This window comes from Roseburia sp. AF22-2LB (genome assembly GCF_003461125.1).
Classification (GTDB): Bacteria; Bacillota; Clostridia; order Lachnospirales; family Lachnospiraceae; genus Roseburia_C; species Roseburia_C amylophila.
Genome location: NZ_QTWM01000001.1, coordinates 274,851 through 290,839 on the forward strand (window position 1 = coordinate 274,851; position 15,989 = coordinate 290,839).

Genomic DNA, 15,989 nt, shown 5'->3' on the forward strand with positions numbered 1-15,989 from the left:
GAATAAATGATAGTTCCTGGTTCGTGTTCCTCGGTTGACATGAATTAAGAACTATTTTTTGTGATAAAACCGGATAAATTGGTTAATATTAGTGCATTATGAACAAAAAATAGGACGCTATCTTGTGAAAATCTAACATTTTGTATGTTAACCGCTTGACATTTTGCAAAAGAGGTATTATATTAGAAATGTAATCAAGTGAAACGCGTTCACGATAAGAAAATATAAGGAACGGGGAAGAGATACTTTTTACAATGACAGGAGGAAGACAAATGAAGAAAAAGATTTTGGCTGCAATTCTTACTGCAGCAATGACAATTGGAATGGTTGGATGTGGTTCCACCAGCAGCTCTGATAATGGAAACAATTCCGCTTCAAATACCGAAGCATCTTCAAACGAACTGACCGTTTGGTGCTGGGATGCAACCTTTAATATTCCGGCAATGGAAGAGGCAGAAAAGATTTATCAGAAAGACCATCCGGATGTAAACGTAAATGTAGTAGAAACATCCTGGGAGGATATTCAGACCAAGCTTACAACAGCAGCAACCTCTGGACAGACCGATACACTGCCAGACATCATTCTTATGAATGACACTGCTTTATTAAATAATGTAAAGAACTATCCGGACTTATTTGCAGATTTATCTGATTCCGGAATCGATTTTTCCAAATTTGCAAGTTATAAAACAGCAATTGGAACAGTAGATGGAAAGAATTACAATGTACCATTCGACAGTGGTGTAACCGCATTATATATTCGTACCGATGTAATCGGTGAAGCTGGTTATTCTATCGATGACTTTACCGATATTACATGGTCCAAATTCATTGAACTTGGTGAAGATGTATTAGCAAAGACCGGAAAACCATTATTAAGCGCACAGGCTGGTGGACCTGACTTACTGATTGCAATGTTAAGAAGTGCAGGAGACAGCATGTTTGATGAAGACGGCAATCCGAATTTTGCAGGAAATGATGTAGTTGCAGAAGCTGTAGAAGATTATGAGACCATGGTTGACAAGGGAATTTTAGTAGAAGTAAATGACTGGGATCAGTATATTGGAACCATTAACAACGGAACAGTAGCAAGCGTAATCAATGGATGCTGGATTACAAGTACCATTCAGGCGCAGGAAGATCAGTCCGGTGACTGGGGCGTTACTACAATGCCAAGACTGGACAATGCTCCAAATGCAACCAACTACAGTAACAATGGTGGTGCAGGATGGATGGTTATGAATGACTCACCAAACAAAGACCTTGCTATCGATTTCTTAAAGAACACATTTGCAAGCAGCACGGAGCTTTATGATACTATTCTTCCTACTACCGGTGCAGTAGCAACCTACCTTCCGGCAGCAGAAAGTGATGCATACTCACAGGAAAATGAATTCTTCGGTGGCGATAAGATTTATGAGAAATTTGCCAACTACGGTGCTGAAGTACCGGCTATCACATTAGGCCAGTACTGGGAGGAAGCAAAATCCGCACTTGGAACAGCACTTACCCAGATTCAGCAGGGACAGGATATTCAGGAAGCGTTAAAAGAAGCAGATGATACTGTATCATTTGCAATGAGCGAATAAATTAGCATTAGCACTTTACAAACTGCCTGCATAGCAGCTGCTGTGCAGGCAGAATTTTCAAGAAGAAGGGAAAGCTGTAAAGTCGATACGAATTGGAGGTACAACAGTGAAAACGAAGAAAAGAAAGATTATGGGATGGACATTCGTAATACCGGCATCGATAATGATTGTCATATTCAATTTCGTGCCGATGATACAGTCCTTTATTTTATCCTTAAAACGCGGAAGCGGAACGAACATGATTTTTACCGGATTTTCTAATTATAAAAGAATGTTCCAGGATAAAATTTTTAAAATGACATTAAGCAATACTTTTATTTATCTGATCTTAGAAGTGGCAATCATGCTGGTGATGGCAATGTTCTTGGCATCACTTTTGAATGATAAGAGATTAAAAGGAAAATGGTTTTTCCGCCTTGCAATTTTCTTACCATGTACTACTTCCCTGGTATCGTATTCCATTATTTTCCGTTCCCTTTTCTCTGTGGACGGATTCATCAATACGATTCTTACGAATCTGCATCTGATTGCATCTCCAATCAACTGGCTGGGAAATACCTGGACCGCACGAATTGTAATCGTACTGGCATTATTGTGGAGATGGACCGGTTATAATATGATATTTTTCCTGGCAGCATTGCAGAATATTGACAGTTCTATTTATGAAGCAGCAGTTGTAGATGGAGCCAATGCATTCCAGAAGTTTACTAAGATTACAATCCCGATGCTTCGTCCGACAATTTTACTGACAGCAATTATGTCAACCAATGGAACCTTACAGCTCTTCGATGAGTCTATGAATATTACCAATGGTGGACCGGCAAATACGTCCATGACAATATCCCACTACATATACAATTTGTCTTTTGCAGGAAATCCAAACTTTGGATATGCATCCGCAATTTCTTATGTAGTATTTATCCTGGTGGCAATCCTTGCCTTTATTCAGATGAAAGTAGGTGATGAGAAATGAGTAAAAGAAAAATCGTATATTTCTGGAAATATGTATTCCTGATTCTGGTCGCAATCATTTCCATCTTCCCAATGTACTGGATGATTGTCAGTGGAACCAATAAAAGTGTGGATGTCATTGCAGGAAAAATTCTTCCAGGCAATTACCTGATGGAAAACTTGAAATCTCTTTTGGATACAACGGTTCTTTCACAGGCAATGTGGAATTCCATCCGGAACGCAGTGGTTTCCATGGTTTTAAATGTATTTGTCTGCTCACTGGCAGGTTATGGATTCGAGAAATTTCATGATAAATACAAAAATAAAATTATGTCCATCCTATTACTTTCCATGATGGTACCGACTGCTGCAACTGTAATTCCGCTGTTCCGTATGTTTGGAAAGATGGGACTTTTAAATACAACCGTTGGATGTATTTTACCGACCGTTTCTACTGCATTTATGATATTCATGTTCCGCCAGGCAGCAAAATCATTTCCGGATGAAATCATTGAAGCAGCCCGGATTGATGGAGTAGGTGAATGGGGCATTTACTTTAAAATGTTCTTACCAATTATGAAATCTACCTACGCAGCAGCAGCAATCGTAAGCTTTATGAATGCATGGAACAGTTATATGTGGCCGTTGATTGTATTACAGAATGAAAATTCCAAGACTATGCCGATTCTGGTATCTGGACTGACCGCACGATATACCATTGATTATGGAAGCATGATGCTTGCAGTCACGATTTCTACAATTCCGATGTTGATTATATTCTTCGTATTACAGAAGAACTTTGTAGAAGGAATTACCGGTTCTGTAAAATCATAAAGGAGAAGAGCTATGGAATTTAACGAAAATGTAATTTATGAGCCAGACTGTTTTGCAATCCGGCGGATGCCGGCGCATTCAGACCATGGATATTATGCAACCGGAAAAGAGGCAGACGGTGGGAAAAGCAGTTTTCTCACCAGCCTCAATGGCAGATGGAAATTTGCATATGCCAACAACTTAGCGGAAGTCATAGAGGGCTTTTATCGTAAGGATTATGACAGCGGCGACTGGGATGAGATTATGGTGCCTTCTTCCATCCAGCTTTTTGGTTATGGCAAATTGCAGTATGTGAATTCCCAGTATCCGTGGGATGGAAAAGAAGCTGTCCGTGGCAAAGAAATTCCAAAGAAATATAATCCGGTAGCAATGTATGTACATTCTTTTACAGTGACCGGAGAAATGTTAAAGGACAGGTTATCCCTCCGGTTTGATGGTGTGGAAAGTGCTATGGCACTCTGGGTAAATGGCAGATTTGCAGGCTATAGCGAAGACTCTTTTACACCGGCAGAATTTGATGTCACAGAATTGGTATGCGAGGGAGAAAATAAGCTGGCGGCAGAAGTCTTTCACTTCTGCACCGGAAGTATTTTAGAGAGTCAGGATTTCTTCCGGATGTCTGGAATCTTCCGTGATGTGACACTGCGTCGTATGCCGGCACATCATATCTATGATTTGAAGGTAAGCCAGCAGTTTCAGGATAATCTGACAGAAGCAGTTTTGAAATTGCAGTGGAAGGGTGTACCGGAACAGGAAGACCAGCCGGCACAGGAAAACTGGCAGGAGAAAGAGCCGGTAGGAGCCGGTGCAGATACCTGTTGCAAGCTGCATATTTCCTTATACAATGATAAAAAGGAATGTGTTGTAAAGACAGAGACAGTTTATACAGAAGCTGGAACAGAGTTAAAAATAACAGCACCGAAGCTTTGGAGCGCGGAGGAGCCGAATCTTTATACCTTATATATAGAAGTAACAGACTCCGATGATAACGTAATAGAAGTAATAAAACAGCGCATCGGCTTCCGGCATTTTGCTATGGAAAATGGCATCATGTGCCTGAATGGAAAACGTATTGTATTCCGTGGTGTAAACCGCCATGAATTAAGCTGTGACCATGGAAGAAGTATTACAAAAGAAGAGATTCTTCATGACCTTCTTATCATGAAACAGAATAATATCAATGCAGTGCGGACTTCACATTATCCAAATCAGAGTTATTTCTATGAACTTTGCGATGAATTGGGGTTGTATGTGATAGACGAGGCAAACCTTGAGTCCCATGCGGATTGTTTCCTTGCAACAGTTGGAAAGGCACCGATGAGTGAGACGATACCGGGCAGCAAAGCAGAGTGGAGAGAAAACGTCTTAGACCGTGCCAATTCCATGTATCAGAGAGACAAGAACCATGCCTGTATCCTGCTTTGGTCCTGCGGAAATGAGTCCTGCGGTGGAAGCAATTTATATGAAATGTCAGAGTTCTTCCGGAAAAATGATTCCGAACGCCTGGTGCATTATGAGGGCATTACCTTTGATGATACTTATCCGGATACTTCTGATGTGAAGAGCTTTATGTATGCTCCGGCGGAAAAACTGCGGAAATATTTACGAGAGAGTGAAGTCTCTGTCAATGAAAAGATAAAACCGGTAATCAGTTGCGAATATATGCATTCCATGGGCAATTCCACCGGTGGAATGGACGAATATATCCGGCTTACGGAAGAAGAACCGCGATATCAGGGCGGATTTATCTGGGATTTTATTGACCAGAGCTTTTATATTACCAATAAAAAGGGTGAGAAATATTTAGCCTACGGAGGAGACTTCGGAGACCGTCCGAATGATGGAACCTTCTGTGGAAACGGACTTCTCTATGCTGACCGCAAGGTGACTCCAAAGATGCAGGAAGTAAAATTCCAGTATCAGAGTGTAAAACTTTTGCCGGAGGAAACAAAGGTTATTGTAAAAAACGATAATTTATTTATTTCTTTGAAAAACTATATATTAAAAGTTGTTATAGCAACAAAAGACGGCGTATGTGCAGAGAATGCTTATGAACTTCAGGCAGCACCACAGGAAGAAGAGACGATAGATATCAGCAGCCTTTCCAAGGGGCTTAAGATAGCCGGAGAATTTACGGTGACCGCCTCCTTATTTACCAAAGAAGATACTGCATGGGCGAAAGCCGGATATGAGCTTGCCTTTGGCCAGTATGTAGGAAAAAAGGAAGCTCCGGAAGAAGTAATCAGAGAAGCAGAAGATTTTGAACTGGTTGAAGGACTTATGAATATCGGCGTGAGAGCAGGCAATATAAAAATGCTTTTTGCAAAAGAAGGTGGCGGACTGACCTCTTATCAGGTAGAAGAGAAAGAATTTATCGTATCCGTTCCAAGACCGAATTTCTGGCGGGCACCGACAGACAATGACAAAGGAAGTGGAATGCCGCTGCGTTGCGGATGCTGGAAGACAGCCAGCATGTATGCAAAAGCAATGCCGGCAGAGCTGAAAGAAACAAAGGATGGTGCAGAGATTTCTTATGTATACCGTCTCTTTGATGCGGGAGAAAACATTCCGGGAAATGAGTGCAGGGTGACTTATGGTATCAGAAAAGACGGAGCACTCACCATCCATATGGAATATGAAGCCAATGAGAAGATCAAGACTCATGAAATGCCGGAATTTGGTATGCTTCTTCGAATCCCGGAGCAATATGATAAAGTAACTTACTATGGATACGGTCCGGAAGAAAATTACTGGGACCGCCGTCAGGGCAGCAGACTTGGAAAATTCCATTTTTCCGTAAAGGAAAATCTGTCAGAATATCTGGCTCCGCAGGAAAGCGGTGGACGCAGTGGTGTCAGAGAAGCAGTAATCGAAGATGAGAATGGTTATGGACTTCGGATTAGTGCAGAAGAAATGGATTTTTCAGCGTTGCCATATACACCGCATGAACTGGAAAATGCCAGACATCTTTACGAGCTGCCGGATAGTGAATATACGATTCTCCGTCCGTCTCTCCATCAGATGGGAGTTGGCGGCGATGATAGCTGGCTTTCCAAACCACATCTGCAGTACCGGATGGAACAGCCGGGAAAATATGAATTTACATTTACAATAAAAGGAGGGAAGAAGCTTGAAACTGACAAATAAAATTATGCTGATTACTTATGCAGACAGTCTTGGAAAAAATCTTTCTGAATTAAAAGAAATGTTAGAAACTTATTTTCATAAGGCAGTAGGTGGCGTACACATTCTTCCGTTCTTTCCGTCTTCGGCAGACCGGGGATTTGCACCGATGCGTTATGACATGGTAGACGAGCAGTTTGGAACCTATGAAGATGTACGCAAAATCGGAGAAGAATACTATCTGATGTTTGATTTTATGGTCAACCACATTTCCAGACAGTCTCCGTATTTTAAAGATTTTTTAGAAAAAAAGGATGCATCGGAATATAAGGATTTCTTCATCCGATACAAGGATTTCTGGGAAAACGGAGAACCGACAGAAGAACAGGTAGATTTGATTTATAAAAGAAAACCAAGAGCACCTTATATTGATGCGGACTTTGCTGACGGAAGCAGCGAGAAGGTCTGGTGCACCTTTGGGGAAGAGCAGATTGATTTAAATGTGGAATCTAAAGCTGTTCAGAAATTTATAGAAGATACACTGGAACTGATGTGCAGTAAAAATGCTTCCATTATCCGGCTGGATGCATTTGCTTATGCCGTAAAGAAAGCGAATACAAGCTGTTTCTTTGTGGAACCGGAAATTTGGAATCTCCTGCATCGAATTGAAGAAATCGTAAAGAAACATGATGTGATAATTCTGCCGGAAATTCATGAGCATTACAGTATTCAGATGAAAATTGCCAATCAGAATTTCTGGATTTACGATTTTGCACTTCCGGTGCTGGTATTGAACGCCCTTTACTTTGGAAAGGGAACTTATCTTAAGAAATGGCTGGAAATGAGTCCGAAGCATCAGTTTACCACGTTAGACACCCATGATGGAATCGGAATTGTGGATGTGAAGGATCTGATGCCGGATGAAGAGATTGATCGCACTAAGGAAATGATGTTCTCCGAAGGAGCGAATGTCAAGAAAATTTACAATACGGCAGCCTACAATAACCTTGATATTTATCAGGTGAATACGACTTACTATTCTGCACTTGGAAATCAGGATGATGCTTATCTTCTTGCCCGTGCAATCCAGTTCTTTGCACCGGGAATTCCGCAGGTCTACTATGTAGGCATGCTGGCAGGCAGCAATGACCTGGAGCTTTTGGAAGCAACGAAAGAAGGCAGAAATATTAACCGCCACTATTATTTGAAGGAAGAGATTGCAAAAGAGGTAGAGCGTCCGGTGGTAAAGAAGCTTTTGGAATTAATGGAATTCCGCAATAGCCATCCGGCATTTGATGTGGAAGGTGATATTGCAGTAGAACTTCCGGAAGAGGGACTGCTTGAGATTCGAAGAAGCAGCGGAGCAGACTATGCAGTATTAAAGGCAGACCTTGTGAAGAAAACATTTACCATTGAACATAGTTAGAAAATGGTGAAAAGAGGAAGGCAGATCAGATGGAGAAAAAACTGTATGCAATCGGAGAAGCACTGATTGATTTTATTCCGCAGGAAAGCGGCAGACCTATGAAAGATGTCCTGGGATTCTGCCCGAAAGTAGGTGGTGCACCGGCGAATGTGTGCGGTGCATTTACCAGACTTGGTGGTAAATCTGAGATGATAACGCAGCTTGGAGATGATCCTTTTGGCGATAAAATTGAAGAAGCATTGGAAGAAAACGGAATCGGAACCAGTCATGTACTTCGTACAAAAGAGGCAAATACTTCACTTGCTTTTGTGGCTTTAAAGGAAGATGGTAACCGTGAATTTTCTTTTTACCGGAAGCCGGGAGCCGATATGCTTTTTTCAAAAGAAAAAGTAGAAGCGGATTGGTTTAAGGATGCTTATGCGTTGCATTTCTGCTCCGTTTCGTTGGGAGATTTTCCAATGAAGGAAGCACATAAAAAGGCGATTGAAGCCGCAACAGAGGCTGGTGCAATTATAAGCTTTGACCCGAATCTCAGGTTTGCACTCTGGGAAAATCCGGAAGATTTAAAGAAAGCAGTGCTGGAATTCCTCCCATTGGCACATGTATTAAAGCTTTCGGATGAGGAACTTTATTTCCTGACTGGAGAGGATTCGATTGAAGCAGCAAAAGAAAAACTTTTTGTAGGAAATGTTTGTCTCCTTATTTATACCAGGGGAGCAGATGGAGCAGAGTGTTATACGAAGAAAGCAAAGGCACAAAGCAAGGGAGAGAAAGTAAAGGCGGTGGATACCACCGGAGCTGGGGATGCATTTATCGGCTCCTTCCTGTATCAACTCTATGCAGATGGTGTGACGGAAGCAGATTTGCCGGAACTGACTTCGGATAAGATGGCAGTATACCTTGATTTTTCCAACCGCTATTGTGCAAAGAGTGTACAGAAAGCCGGAGCCATTGCCTCTTATCCAACCATGGCTGAAATGGAAGAATAAAATTAAGAAAACGTGATATTGTGCCCGGCGTTGGGAAAAATCAGTGCGGCGGCACAATCAAAAAGAAATGCCAGTATCAGCAGCGTAAGAAAAATGTGTTGCAGGGGTACTGGCATTTTTCTCCATAAATGGGAGGCAATCCGCGCAAACACACAGACCCAGAGCACACCAGCAATACCAAAACCCAGTGCAGAATAAAGACAGATATAACCGCCAAGCTGCAGTGGATAACCGTGATAATCCCAGTAACGCAGGTGGAAAACTTGGGCGAGGAACCATCCGATAAAAAGTTCTACGAAAGAGCCGAGAAGCGCTGCAAGAAAAAAGACTTTGACAGGATGCTTCTGAAAGCGTCTTAAAATAAGCAGCATCAGGACAGCACCCACACCATAGACCGGAAGCCATGGACCATAGAGAAAGCCACGGTTACAGAAAACCCCATCCTGCACATAAAAAAGCAGCACTTCCCACAGGTATCCAAGAAATGATCCCAGAAAGAAAAAGAAAATATATTGTGTGATGGATTTAATCAGATAGTCTTTATGCATACAGGGAGTATTTCCATATAATAAAGAATTATGTGCTGCCCCAAATAACAACTCAGAATATCTTGCGAAAACAAAATAGGGCTTGTCTTTCCAGGGTGGCTCAACTATAATAAAATTTAGACGCTGGGCGAGTCTCAGCAAAAATTAGGAGGAAAAACGTCCATGGATAAGGAAAAAGTTATTGTCATTGATTTTGGCGGACAGTACAACCAGCTGGTTGCAAGACGTGTCCGTGAATGCAATGTATATTGTGAAATATATTCTTACCGCACGGATATCGAGACAATCAAAGCGATGAACCCGAAGGGAATTATCCTGACCGGAGGCCCAAATAGTTGTTATGAGGCAGATTCACCAACTTACAGCAAAGAGCTTTTTGAACTTGGTATTCCGGTTTTAGGACTTTGCTATGGCGCACAGCTCATGATGCATGTGTTGGGCGGCAAGGTAGAAAAAGCACCGGTTCGTGAATATGGTAAGACAGAAGTAATGGTAGATAAGAATTCGCCATTATTCCAGAATGTAGAAGAAAAGACCATTTGCTGGATGAGCCATTTTGATTATATTTCAAAGACAGCACCTGGTTTTGAAATCGTAGCACATACTGCAGACTGCCCGGTGGCAGCCGCAGAAAATCGTGAAAAGAATCTCTATGCCATCCAGTTTCACCCGGAGGTACTCCATACCAAAGAGGGAACCAAGATGCTCCACAACTTCGTGCGTGGTGTCTGTGGCTGTGCCGGAACATGGAGAATGGATTCCTTTGTGGAAAATACCATCAAGGAAATCCGTGAAAAAGTCGGCAACGGAAGAGTGCTTCTGGCATTGTCCGGTGGAGTGGATTCTTCTGTGGCAGCAGGTCTTTTATCCAGAGCAATCGGAAAGCAGCTTACCTGCGTATTTGTTGATCATGGTCTTCTTCGTAAAGACGAGGGAGATGAAGTGGAAAATGTATTCGGACCGAACGGTCAGTTTGACTTAAACTTCATCCGTGTAAATGCCCAGGAGCGTTACTATAACAAGCTTGCCGGAGTAACAGAGCCGGAAGCAAAACGTAAAATTATCGGTGAAGAATTTATCCGTGTCTTTGAAGAAGAAGCAAAGAAAATCGGAGCCGTTGATTTCCTGGCACAGGGAACCATTTATCCAGATGTGGTAGAAAGTGGTCTTGGCGGAGAATCCGCTGTCATCAAATCCCACCATAACGTAGGTGGTCTTCCGGAATATGTTGATTTCAAGGAAATCATCGAGCCATTGCGTAACCTCTTCAAAGATGAGGTTCGTAAAGCCGGTCTTGAACTTGGAATTCCGGAGCATCTGGTATTCCGTCAGCCATTCCCGGGCCCGGGTCTTGGTATCCGAATCATCGGTGAAGTCAATGCTGAGAAAGTCCGCATCGTACAGGATGCCGATGCCATCTACCGGGAAGAAGTGGACAAGGCAGTAGCTGCTTACAAGAAAGAAAACGGCAAAGCTCCATCCTGGATGCCGAACCAGTATTTCGCAGCCCTAACCAATATGCGTTCCGTTGGAGTAATGGGCGACGAGAGAACCTACGACTACGCAGTTGCACTGCGCGCCGTAAATACCGTCGATTTCATGACCGCCGAAAGCGCAGAGATTCCATTTGCAGTACTGCAAACAGTAATGAGCCGAATCATCAACGAGGTACGCGGGGTAAACCGTGTATTCTATGATTTGACGAGTAAGCCACCTGGAACGATTGAGTTTGAATAACGGATTAAAATGCCGAAAGCCTGTATTTATGCGGGCTTCCGGCATTTGTTTTATCAAATGGCTCTAGTTTGGCTCTATTTGTGGGGAGAGTAATTGATGCAAATATAATTATTCAGAAGAATGAAAAGGAAAAAATGATATGAAGAAATGCAAACTTCTTTTATTTGATTTAGACGGAACTTTATTACAGAGTGACAAAACAATATCAACCAGAACATTATCAGCTCTAAAAAAATGCAGGGGAAATGATATATTGATAGGTGTTTCCACCTCCAGAAGTGAGCAAAACTCTTTGGTATTTTTAAATGAATTGATGCCCGATATTTTAATATCGAGTGGAGGTGCATTAGTAAAATACAAAACAGAATATATTTATAGGGCAGAATTTTCCGAAGAAGAAACGAATGTGATGATTGACATGGCAAGAAATATTTGTGGAAATGATTGCGAAATTACGATAGACACAATAGATGCACATTATTGGAATTATAAAATAGATCCTAAGAAGTTAGATAAGAGTTGGGGAGATAGTATTTATACAGATTTTTCAGATTTTAACGAATGTTCATTAAAAATGTGTGTTGAGATATTTAATCAAGATAAGGCAGATAAGCTGACTCGAAGTCTCTCTGATTGTGATTGTATTCGTTTCTCTGATGGATTTTGGTACAAGTTTACAAAAAAGAATGTGACGAAAGAAAACGCAATTATGAAGATTACGGAAGTATGTGGATTTAGTACAGATTCAATTATTGCATTTGGAGATGATTATGCAGATATCGGAATGCTTGAATTATGTGGAACAGGTGTTGCAATGGGGAATGCGATTGATGAGGTAAAAGAGAGAGCTGATATTGTAATTGGTTCAAATGATGAAGATGGTATTGCGGGTTTTATTGAAAATGAAATATTATAGATATGTACATGGAGAGGAAATATGGTGGAAGTAAAATTTTATGATACGGTTAATGATGAACTATTGAAATTTGCAGTGATTATCTCACAGAGTAACGGCAAGTGGGTATTTTGCAAGCATAAAGAAAGAGATACATATGAAGTGCCGGGAGGGCATAGAGAAGATGGTGAGGATATTCTTGAAACAGCCAAACGAGAACTATATGAAGAAACAGGAGCAATAACTTTTGATATTACTCCAATTTGTATATATTCTGTGACTGCACCAGATAATTTCGATGGAATGGAGACTTTTGGAAAATTATTCTTCTCAGATATACATACATTTGAAAAAGAGCTTCACAGTGAAATTGAAAAAATAGCAATTATGGATGAACTACCGATTAATTGGACTTACCCAGAAATTCAACCCAAACTGCTGGAAGAAGCAAGAAAAAGAGGATTTTGCCCCAAAAAGGACGAAATAAAATGGCTATTTTTTGATGTTGGGTCGACATTGGTTGATGAAAGCAAAGTTTATGAAGACAGGATGAAAAGGATAGCGGATTTATCAGGTTTAACTTACGAGCAAATTTATAAATATGCCATGTCGTTTTATAAAGAAAACAAAAAAGGAGACTTAGAGGTAGCAAGGCAATTGGGCGTGAAACTACCTAAATGGGAATCGCAATACGAAAGGCTGTATACAGATACCAAAGATTGTCTGAAAAAGTTAAGTAGAATTTATAAAATTGGTGTAATTGCAAACCAATCACTAGGAACTTCTGAGAGATTAGAAAATCTTGGAGTACGAAAATATATTGATTTGATTATCGCATCAGCAGAAGAAGGTGTTTCAAAACCAGATAGGCGAATATTTGAAATTGCATTGGAAAGAAGCCGTTGCAGACCAGAGAATGCAGTTATGATTGGTGACCGTATTGATAATGATATTGTACCTGCAAAACAGTTGGGTATGAAAACTATATGGGTAAAACAGGGATTTGGAAGTTTGTGGAATATAACAGATGAGAGTGAAAAAGCTGATATTGAAATTAATAACTTATCTGATATATTAAAATATTTATAGGGAATGAGTCTATGAAATAAGATTCAAATTACAATTGTTCTTGCAGAACATATGATATATATGCTAGGGTACTCTTTAAGGAAAGTACCCATGACAGGGCGTTAAGTGTCTGGGGGGCTTGCTTAGCGCCGATGACGGCTTATGAGATCATTTCGATTTTCATTGGGATATTAGCATTGTTGATGTCCTTTGGTAGCTTGATTATAGCGTTGCTTGCCTTTCTCGATAAAGAGAAAGGCTCTTCGAGGAAGAGCAGGCGAAAATAAAAATGCCTATCCTGTCTGCCAACAGGATAGGCGGTGTCTGTAAGGACATTTCTTTAGCCTAAACTCGGAGCATCCACCTTTGGAGAGGGTCTCTTTCATATTTTGAAAACTACTTGATACTCCATTTTCTACACTCTTACTCATTGTGTAAGTAATTGTTGTTGTAGAGAAATCTTTGCTATAAGAAACTTTAATTTTTAAAATTCCAATCCATTCTTGCATATTTATCTGGAACAGGGATATTGTGTGCCTTGCAATCATCTTTCATCTTTTGAAAGAAGCGGTAGAAAGCACAAGCAAAGGCATCTGCCATGTGGTTGTTGTAGAGGAGCTTTTCATCCTTAGGCAAGAAAGAGATAATCCAATGTGGGATGACCGCAGCTAGAGAGTTCCTTAAGAAAATAAATCATGAGGGACTGCCATTGTTTAATCCTTTGCATGGAGAGGGAGGAACAGGGAAGAAAGGCAGTAAGACCTCTGGAGGTAATGAATCCAAAGAAGTGAAGTGGAATCCAATTGCAAAACAGCTATATAATGCAATCATGTGGGTGATTGTAATTATATATGCTAAGCCAAACACAGCAATATATGAGGTCAGGGAAAAGGTGTGGAAATTTAAAAGCTATGAGCCATTTCCAAGTCAGGTGAAAGCTGTAAATACTATAATAAGTAAGAATATAGTTGGAAAACGTTGACCGAAGCAATTGATGAGCTTAGACATGATAATGACATTAGAGATGGAATGTGTGATTTTGATAAGCTGGTAGACATTATCGGTAACTATAAAGATAAAGAAGGAAACCCTGTTGTAATAGAAGCCAAGTTTTAAAGCAGGCAAGCAGACTTTAGATATGCAATATCCTTGATGCATATTCTTGTCGATTTAGAGTGATATTACATTGAAAATGCCAAGGGGCTATGATAAAATTTCATTGGGTGCCACCATAACGGTAGGCGGTTGGCCTTCTACGGAGGGACTGTGACCCTCCGATTACATAGAAACCCGCAAGGGAATCGAAAGAAGTCATTGATTTCTTGGAAAGGAGGGCTAAGCCATATGAGTATTGTTGATTTTATCGCAGTGGTAAGCTTCGGCTTAACCTGCTTTGGATTAGGGTATTCCTTTGGTAAGGATAATAATAAGACACAAAAATAGCCGCCCCGACCTAGCAAGTTGAGCGACTATTTTTAGTTAATTGATTTAATGGGTCAGCCGTCTATCGGTGGCACCCTTTTTGTATTATTAATATATCACGTATTGGTTTAAAATTCAACTCAAAAATGACTTTTGGGAATATGTGAGTCAATCTGATTTTTCCTTTAGAAGCTTTGGTGTTGGAATTGTGGTATAGACAAAAGAATACGATATGACATCTATGCAGTAAAAACATGTTTCGATAAAATCTAAATTTCGAGCGTGAACGTCATTAAGAAAGTTTCTATGATATAATAAACTTATACTATGAGAGACTCTTGTTGTTGACAAATAAGAACGGTAGAGATGGTGCCAGTTTATTTATATCACTATTATTAAAGGATGGGGATTGTGTGAAACAGTTTAATTCAGATAACGAGATTAAGGATTATATTGAAAAAAGTATTGATTCCATTAAAGTTTTAGATGAGTGTCGATTATATAGAGAAGAACAACTACAGATTACAGAAGAAGTAATGAGAGCAAGAAATTCAATAGAATGGCTTATCAGAATTAACAAGGTCATTAATAATTTTATCTATGCAATATCCAGGTCTTATGCATATGCAGTTAAAATGAATTGGCCATTGGAAGAAACGGAAAATTCTCAGATGTATGCGTATTATTTGGAGGATGCTGTGTATAGAGATATTGTATTATGGGACTTACTTCGGCAGTTTATAAACGAGTTTTTTAAGTGTGGATATGATAAGGATAGGGAAATAAGTATATTTTCTTTTTTGAATGATGCTACTGTTAGAAGAAAACTTGGTAATTCTGAAGTGAAAAAAATAAGAAAGTATTTAAACAGCGCAGACCATCAAGAAGTTAGGACAAAGTTAAGGAATCAATTTACGCATTCATTGGATGGAACATCTTCATATCTTTTTCATAGAAATAATAATGGAAAAATACAAGCGGATATGGGAAATGTATTTCCAAAACATCCATATGAAAATATTGTATATGTATTGGATGACATAAAGAAATATTTAAGGTTTGCGGAGCTGTATGTAAGTAAATTAGAAAATTTTTTGATTGAAAATATTATGATGGTTACAGTTGAGTGTAATATGAAGTGTGGTAAGGTGGCAGAAGATACAGAACCATGGAGCATAAATATTTTAAAAGATAAGGCGGAGCAGATTTTAGTTCCATGTGAAAATTCATGTGAATATGCAATAGATTATAAGGCGTGTAAAGTATGTAAACCTATGTTTGTTAAATATTGTAGGATAAATGAAGAAGATAAAAAGTATAAAGGTAAGATTGAATTACATATGAGCTATGAAAAAATGAGGGAAAAGTTTGGAGAAGATGCAACTATTTCTTGATGATTACATAGTT

Annotated in this window: 12 protein-coding genes; 11 read left to right on the forward strand and 1 reads right to left on the reverse strand. The window is 40.0% G+C overall.

Annotated features, from left to right (window positions below; translation table 11 throughout):
- Positions 1–272: 272 nt before the first annotated feature.
- The 6 genes from DWX96_RS01265 (at position 273) to DWX96_RS01290 (ending at position 8,912) form a co-directional block, all read left to right on the forward strand.
- Positions 273–1,589, forward strand: coding sequence for an ABC transporter substrate-binding protein (locus tag DWX96_RS01265; RefSeq protein WP_117698895.1), 1,317 nt, complete (start codon positions 273–275; stop codon positions 1,587–1,589).
- 130 nt (positions 1,590–1,719) lie between these two features.
- The gene (locus DWX96_RS01270; protein WP_118056717.1) at positions 1,720–2,562 is read left to right on the forward strand and encodes a carbohydrate ABC transporter permease; all 843 of its coding nucleotides are present in this window, start codon (positions 1,720–1,722) and stop codon (positions 2,560–2,562) included.
- Positions 2,559–3,374 carry a carbohydrate ABC transporter permease gene (locus DWX96_RS01275; protein WP_118056564.1) on the forward strand — a complete coding sequence of 272 codons (816 nt, stop codon included), beginning with the start codon at positions 2,559–2,561 and terminating at the stop codon, positions 3,372–3,374. Before DWX96_RS01270 ends, DWX96_RS01275 begins: the two co-directional genes overlap by 4 nt.
- Positions 3,375–3,386: 12 nt before the next feature.
- Positions 3,387–6,521: a glycoside hydrolase family 2 TIM barrel-domain containing protein gene (locus DWX96_RS01280; RefSeq protein ID WP_118056563.1), complete on the forward strand. Its 3,135-nt coding sequence runs from the start codon at positions 3,387–3,389 to the stop codon at positions 6,519–6,521.
- Positions 6,505–7,923, forward strand: coding sequence for a sucrose phosphorylase (gtfA, locus tag DWX96_RS01285; RefSeq protein ID WP_118056562.1), 1,419 nt, complete (start codon positions 6,505–6,507; stop codon positions 7,921–7,923). Before DWX96_RS01280 ends, gtfA begins: the two co-directional genes overlap by 17 nt.
- 29 nt (positions 7,924–7,952) lie before the next feature.
- Positions 7,953–8,912, forward strand: a complete 960-nt coding sequence (locus tag DWX96_RS01290) for a carbohydrate kinase family protein (protein ID WP_118056561.1) — start codon at positions 7,953–7,955, stop codon at positions 8,910–8,912.
- Positions 8,913–8,914: 2 nt separating this feature from the next.
- Here the strand turns inward: DWX96_RS01290 and DWX96_RS01295 are convergent, their stop codons facing one another.
- Positions 8,915–9,460: a putative ABC transporter permease gene (locus DWX96_RS01295; protein ID WP_118056560.1), complete on the reverse strand. Its 546-nt coding sequence runs from the start codon at positions 9,458–9,460 to the stop codon at positions 8,915–8,917.
- Between the two features lie 162 nt (positions 9,461–9,622).
- On the opposite strand from DWX96_RS01295, the gene guaA reads away from it, so the two are divergent.
- The 5 genes from guaA (at position 9,623) to DWX96_RS01320 (ending at position 15,976) form a co-directional block, all read left to right on the forward strand.
- Positions 9,623–11,197, forward strand: a complete 1,575-nt coding sequence (guaA, locus tag DWX96_RS01300) for a glutamine-hydrolyzing GMP synthase (protein ID WP_118056559.1) — start codon at positions 9,623–9,625, stop codon at positions 11,195–11,197.
- 139 nt (positions 11,198–11,336) lie between these two features.
- Positions 11,337–12,113, forward strand: a complete 777-nt coding sequence (locus tag DWX96_RS01305) for a Cof-type HAD-IIB family hydrolase (RefSeq protein WP_117946275.1) — start codon at positions 11,337–11,339, stop codon at positions 12,111–12,113.
- Positions 12,114–12,134: 21 nt separating this feature from the next.
- A complete protein-coding gene (locus DWX96_RS01310; RefSeq protein WP_117946277.1) occupies positions 12,135–13,181 on the forward strand; it encodes an HAD-IA family hydrolase in 1,047 nt (348 codons plus the stop codon).
- 688 nt (positions 13,182–13,869) lie between these two features.
- Complete coding sequence (locus DWX96_RS14335; RefSeq protein ID WP_197420790.1) at positions 13,870–14,142, forward strand: hypothetical protein; 273 nt, start codon at positions 13,870–13,872, stop codon at positions 14,140–14,142.
- Between the two features lie 853 nt (positions 14,143–14,995).
- Positions 14,996–15,976 carry a Cthe_2314 family HEPN domain-containing protein gene (locus DWX96_RS01320; RefSeq protein ID WP_118056558.1) on the forward strand — a complete coding sequence of 327 codons (981 nt, stop codon included), beginning with the start codon at positions 14,996–14,998 and terminating at the stop codon, positions 15,974–15,976.
- Positions 15,977–15,989: the final 13 nt, after the last annotated feature.

Coding starts and splice junctions, on each gene's coding strand:
- guaA (WP_118056559.1), top strand. CDS start 9,623: ATGGATAAGGAAAAAGTTATTGTCATTGATTTTGGCGGACAGTACAAC.
- DWX96_RS01280 (WP_118056563.1), top strand. CDS start 3,387: ATGGAATTTAACGAAAATGTAATTTATGAGCCAGACTGTTTTGCAATC.
- DWX96_RS01305 (WP_117946275.1), top strand. CDS start 11,337: ATGAAGAAATGCAAACTTCTTTTATTTGATTTAGACGGAACTTTATTA.
- DWX96_RS01265 (WP_117698895.1), top strand. CDS start 273: ATGAAGAAAAAGATTTTGGCTGCAATTCTTACTGCAGCAATGACAATT.
- DWX96_RS01295 (WP_118056560.1), bottom strand. CDS start 9,460: ATGCATAAAGACTATCTGATTAAATCCATCACACAATATATTTTCTTT.
- DWX96_RS01275 (WP_118056564.1), top strand. CDS start 2,559: ATGAGTAAAAGAAAAATCGTATATTTCTGGAAATATGTATTCCTGATT.
- DWX96_RS01290 (WP_118056561.1), top strand. CDS start 7,953: ATGGAGAAAAAACTGTATGCAATCGGAGAAGCACTGATTGATTTTATT.
- DWX96_RS01270 (WP_118056717.1), top strand. CDS start 1,720: ATGGGATGGACATTCGTAATACCGGCATCGATAATGATTGTCATATTC.
- DWX96_RS01310 (WP_117946277.1), top strand. CDS start 12,135: ATGGTGGAAGTAAAATTTTATGATACGGTTAATGATGAACTATTGAAA.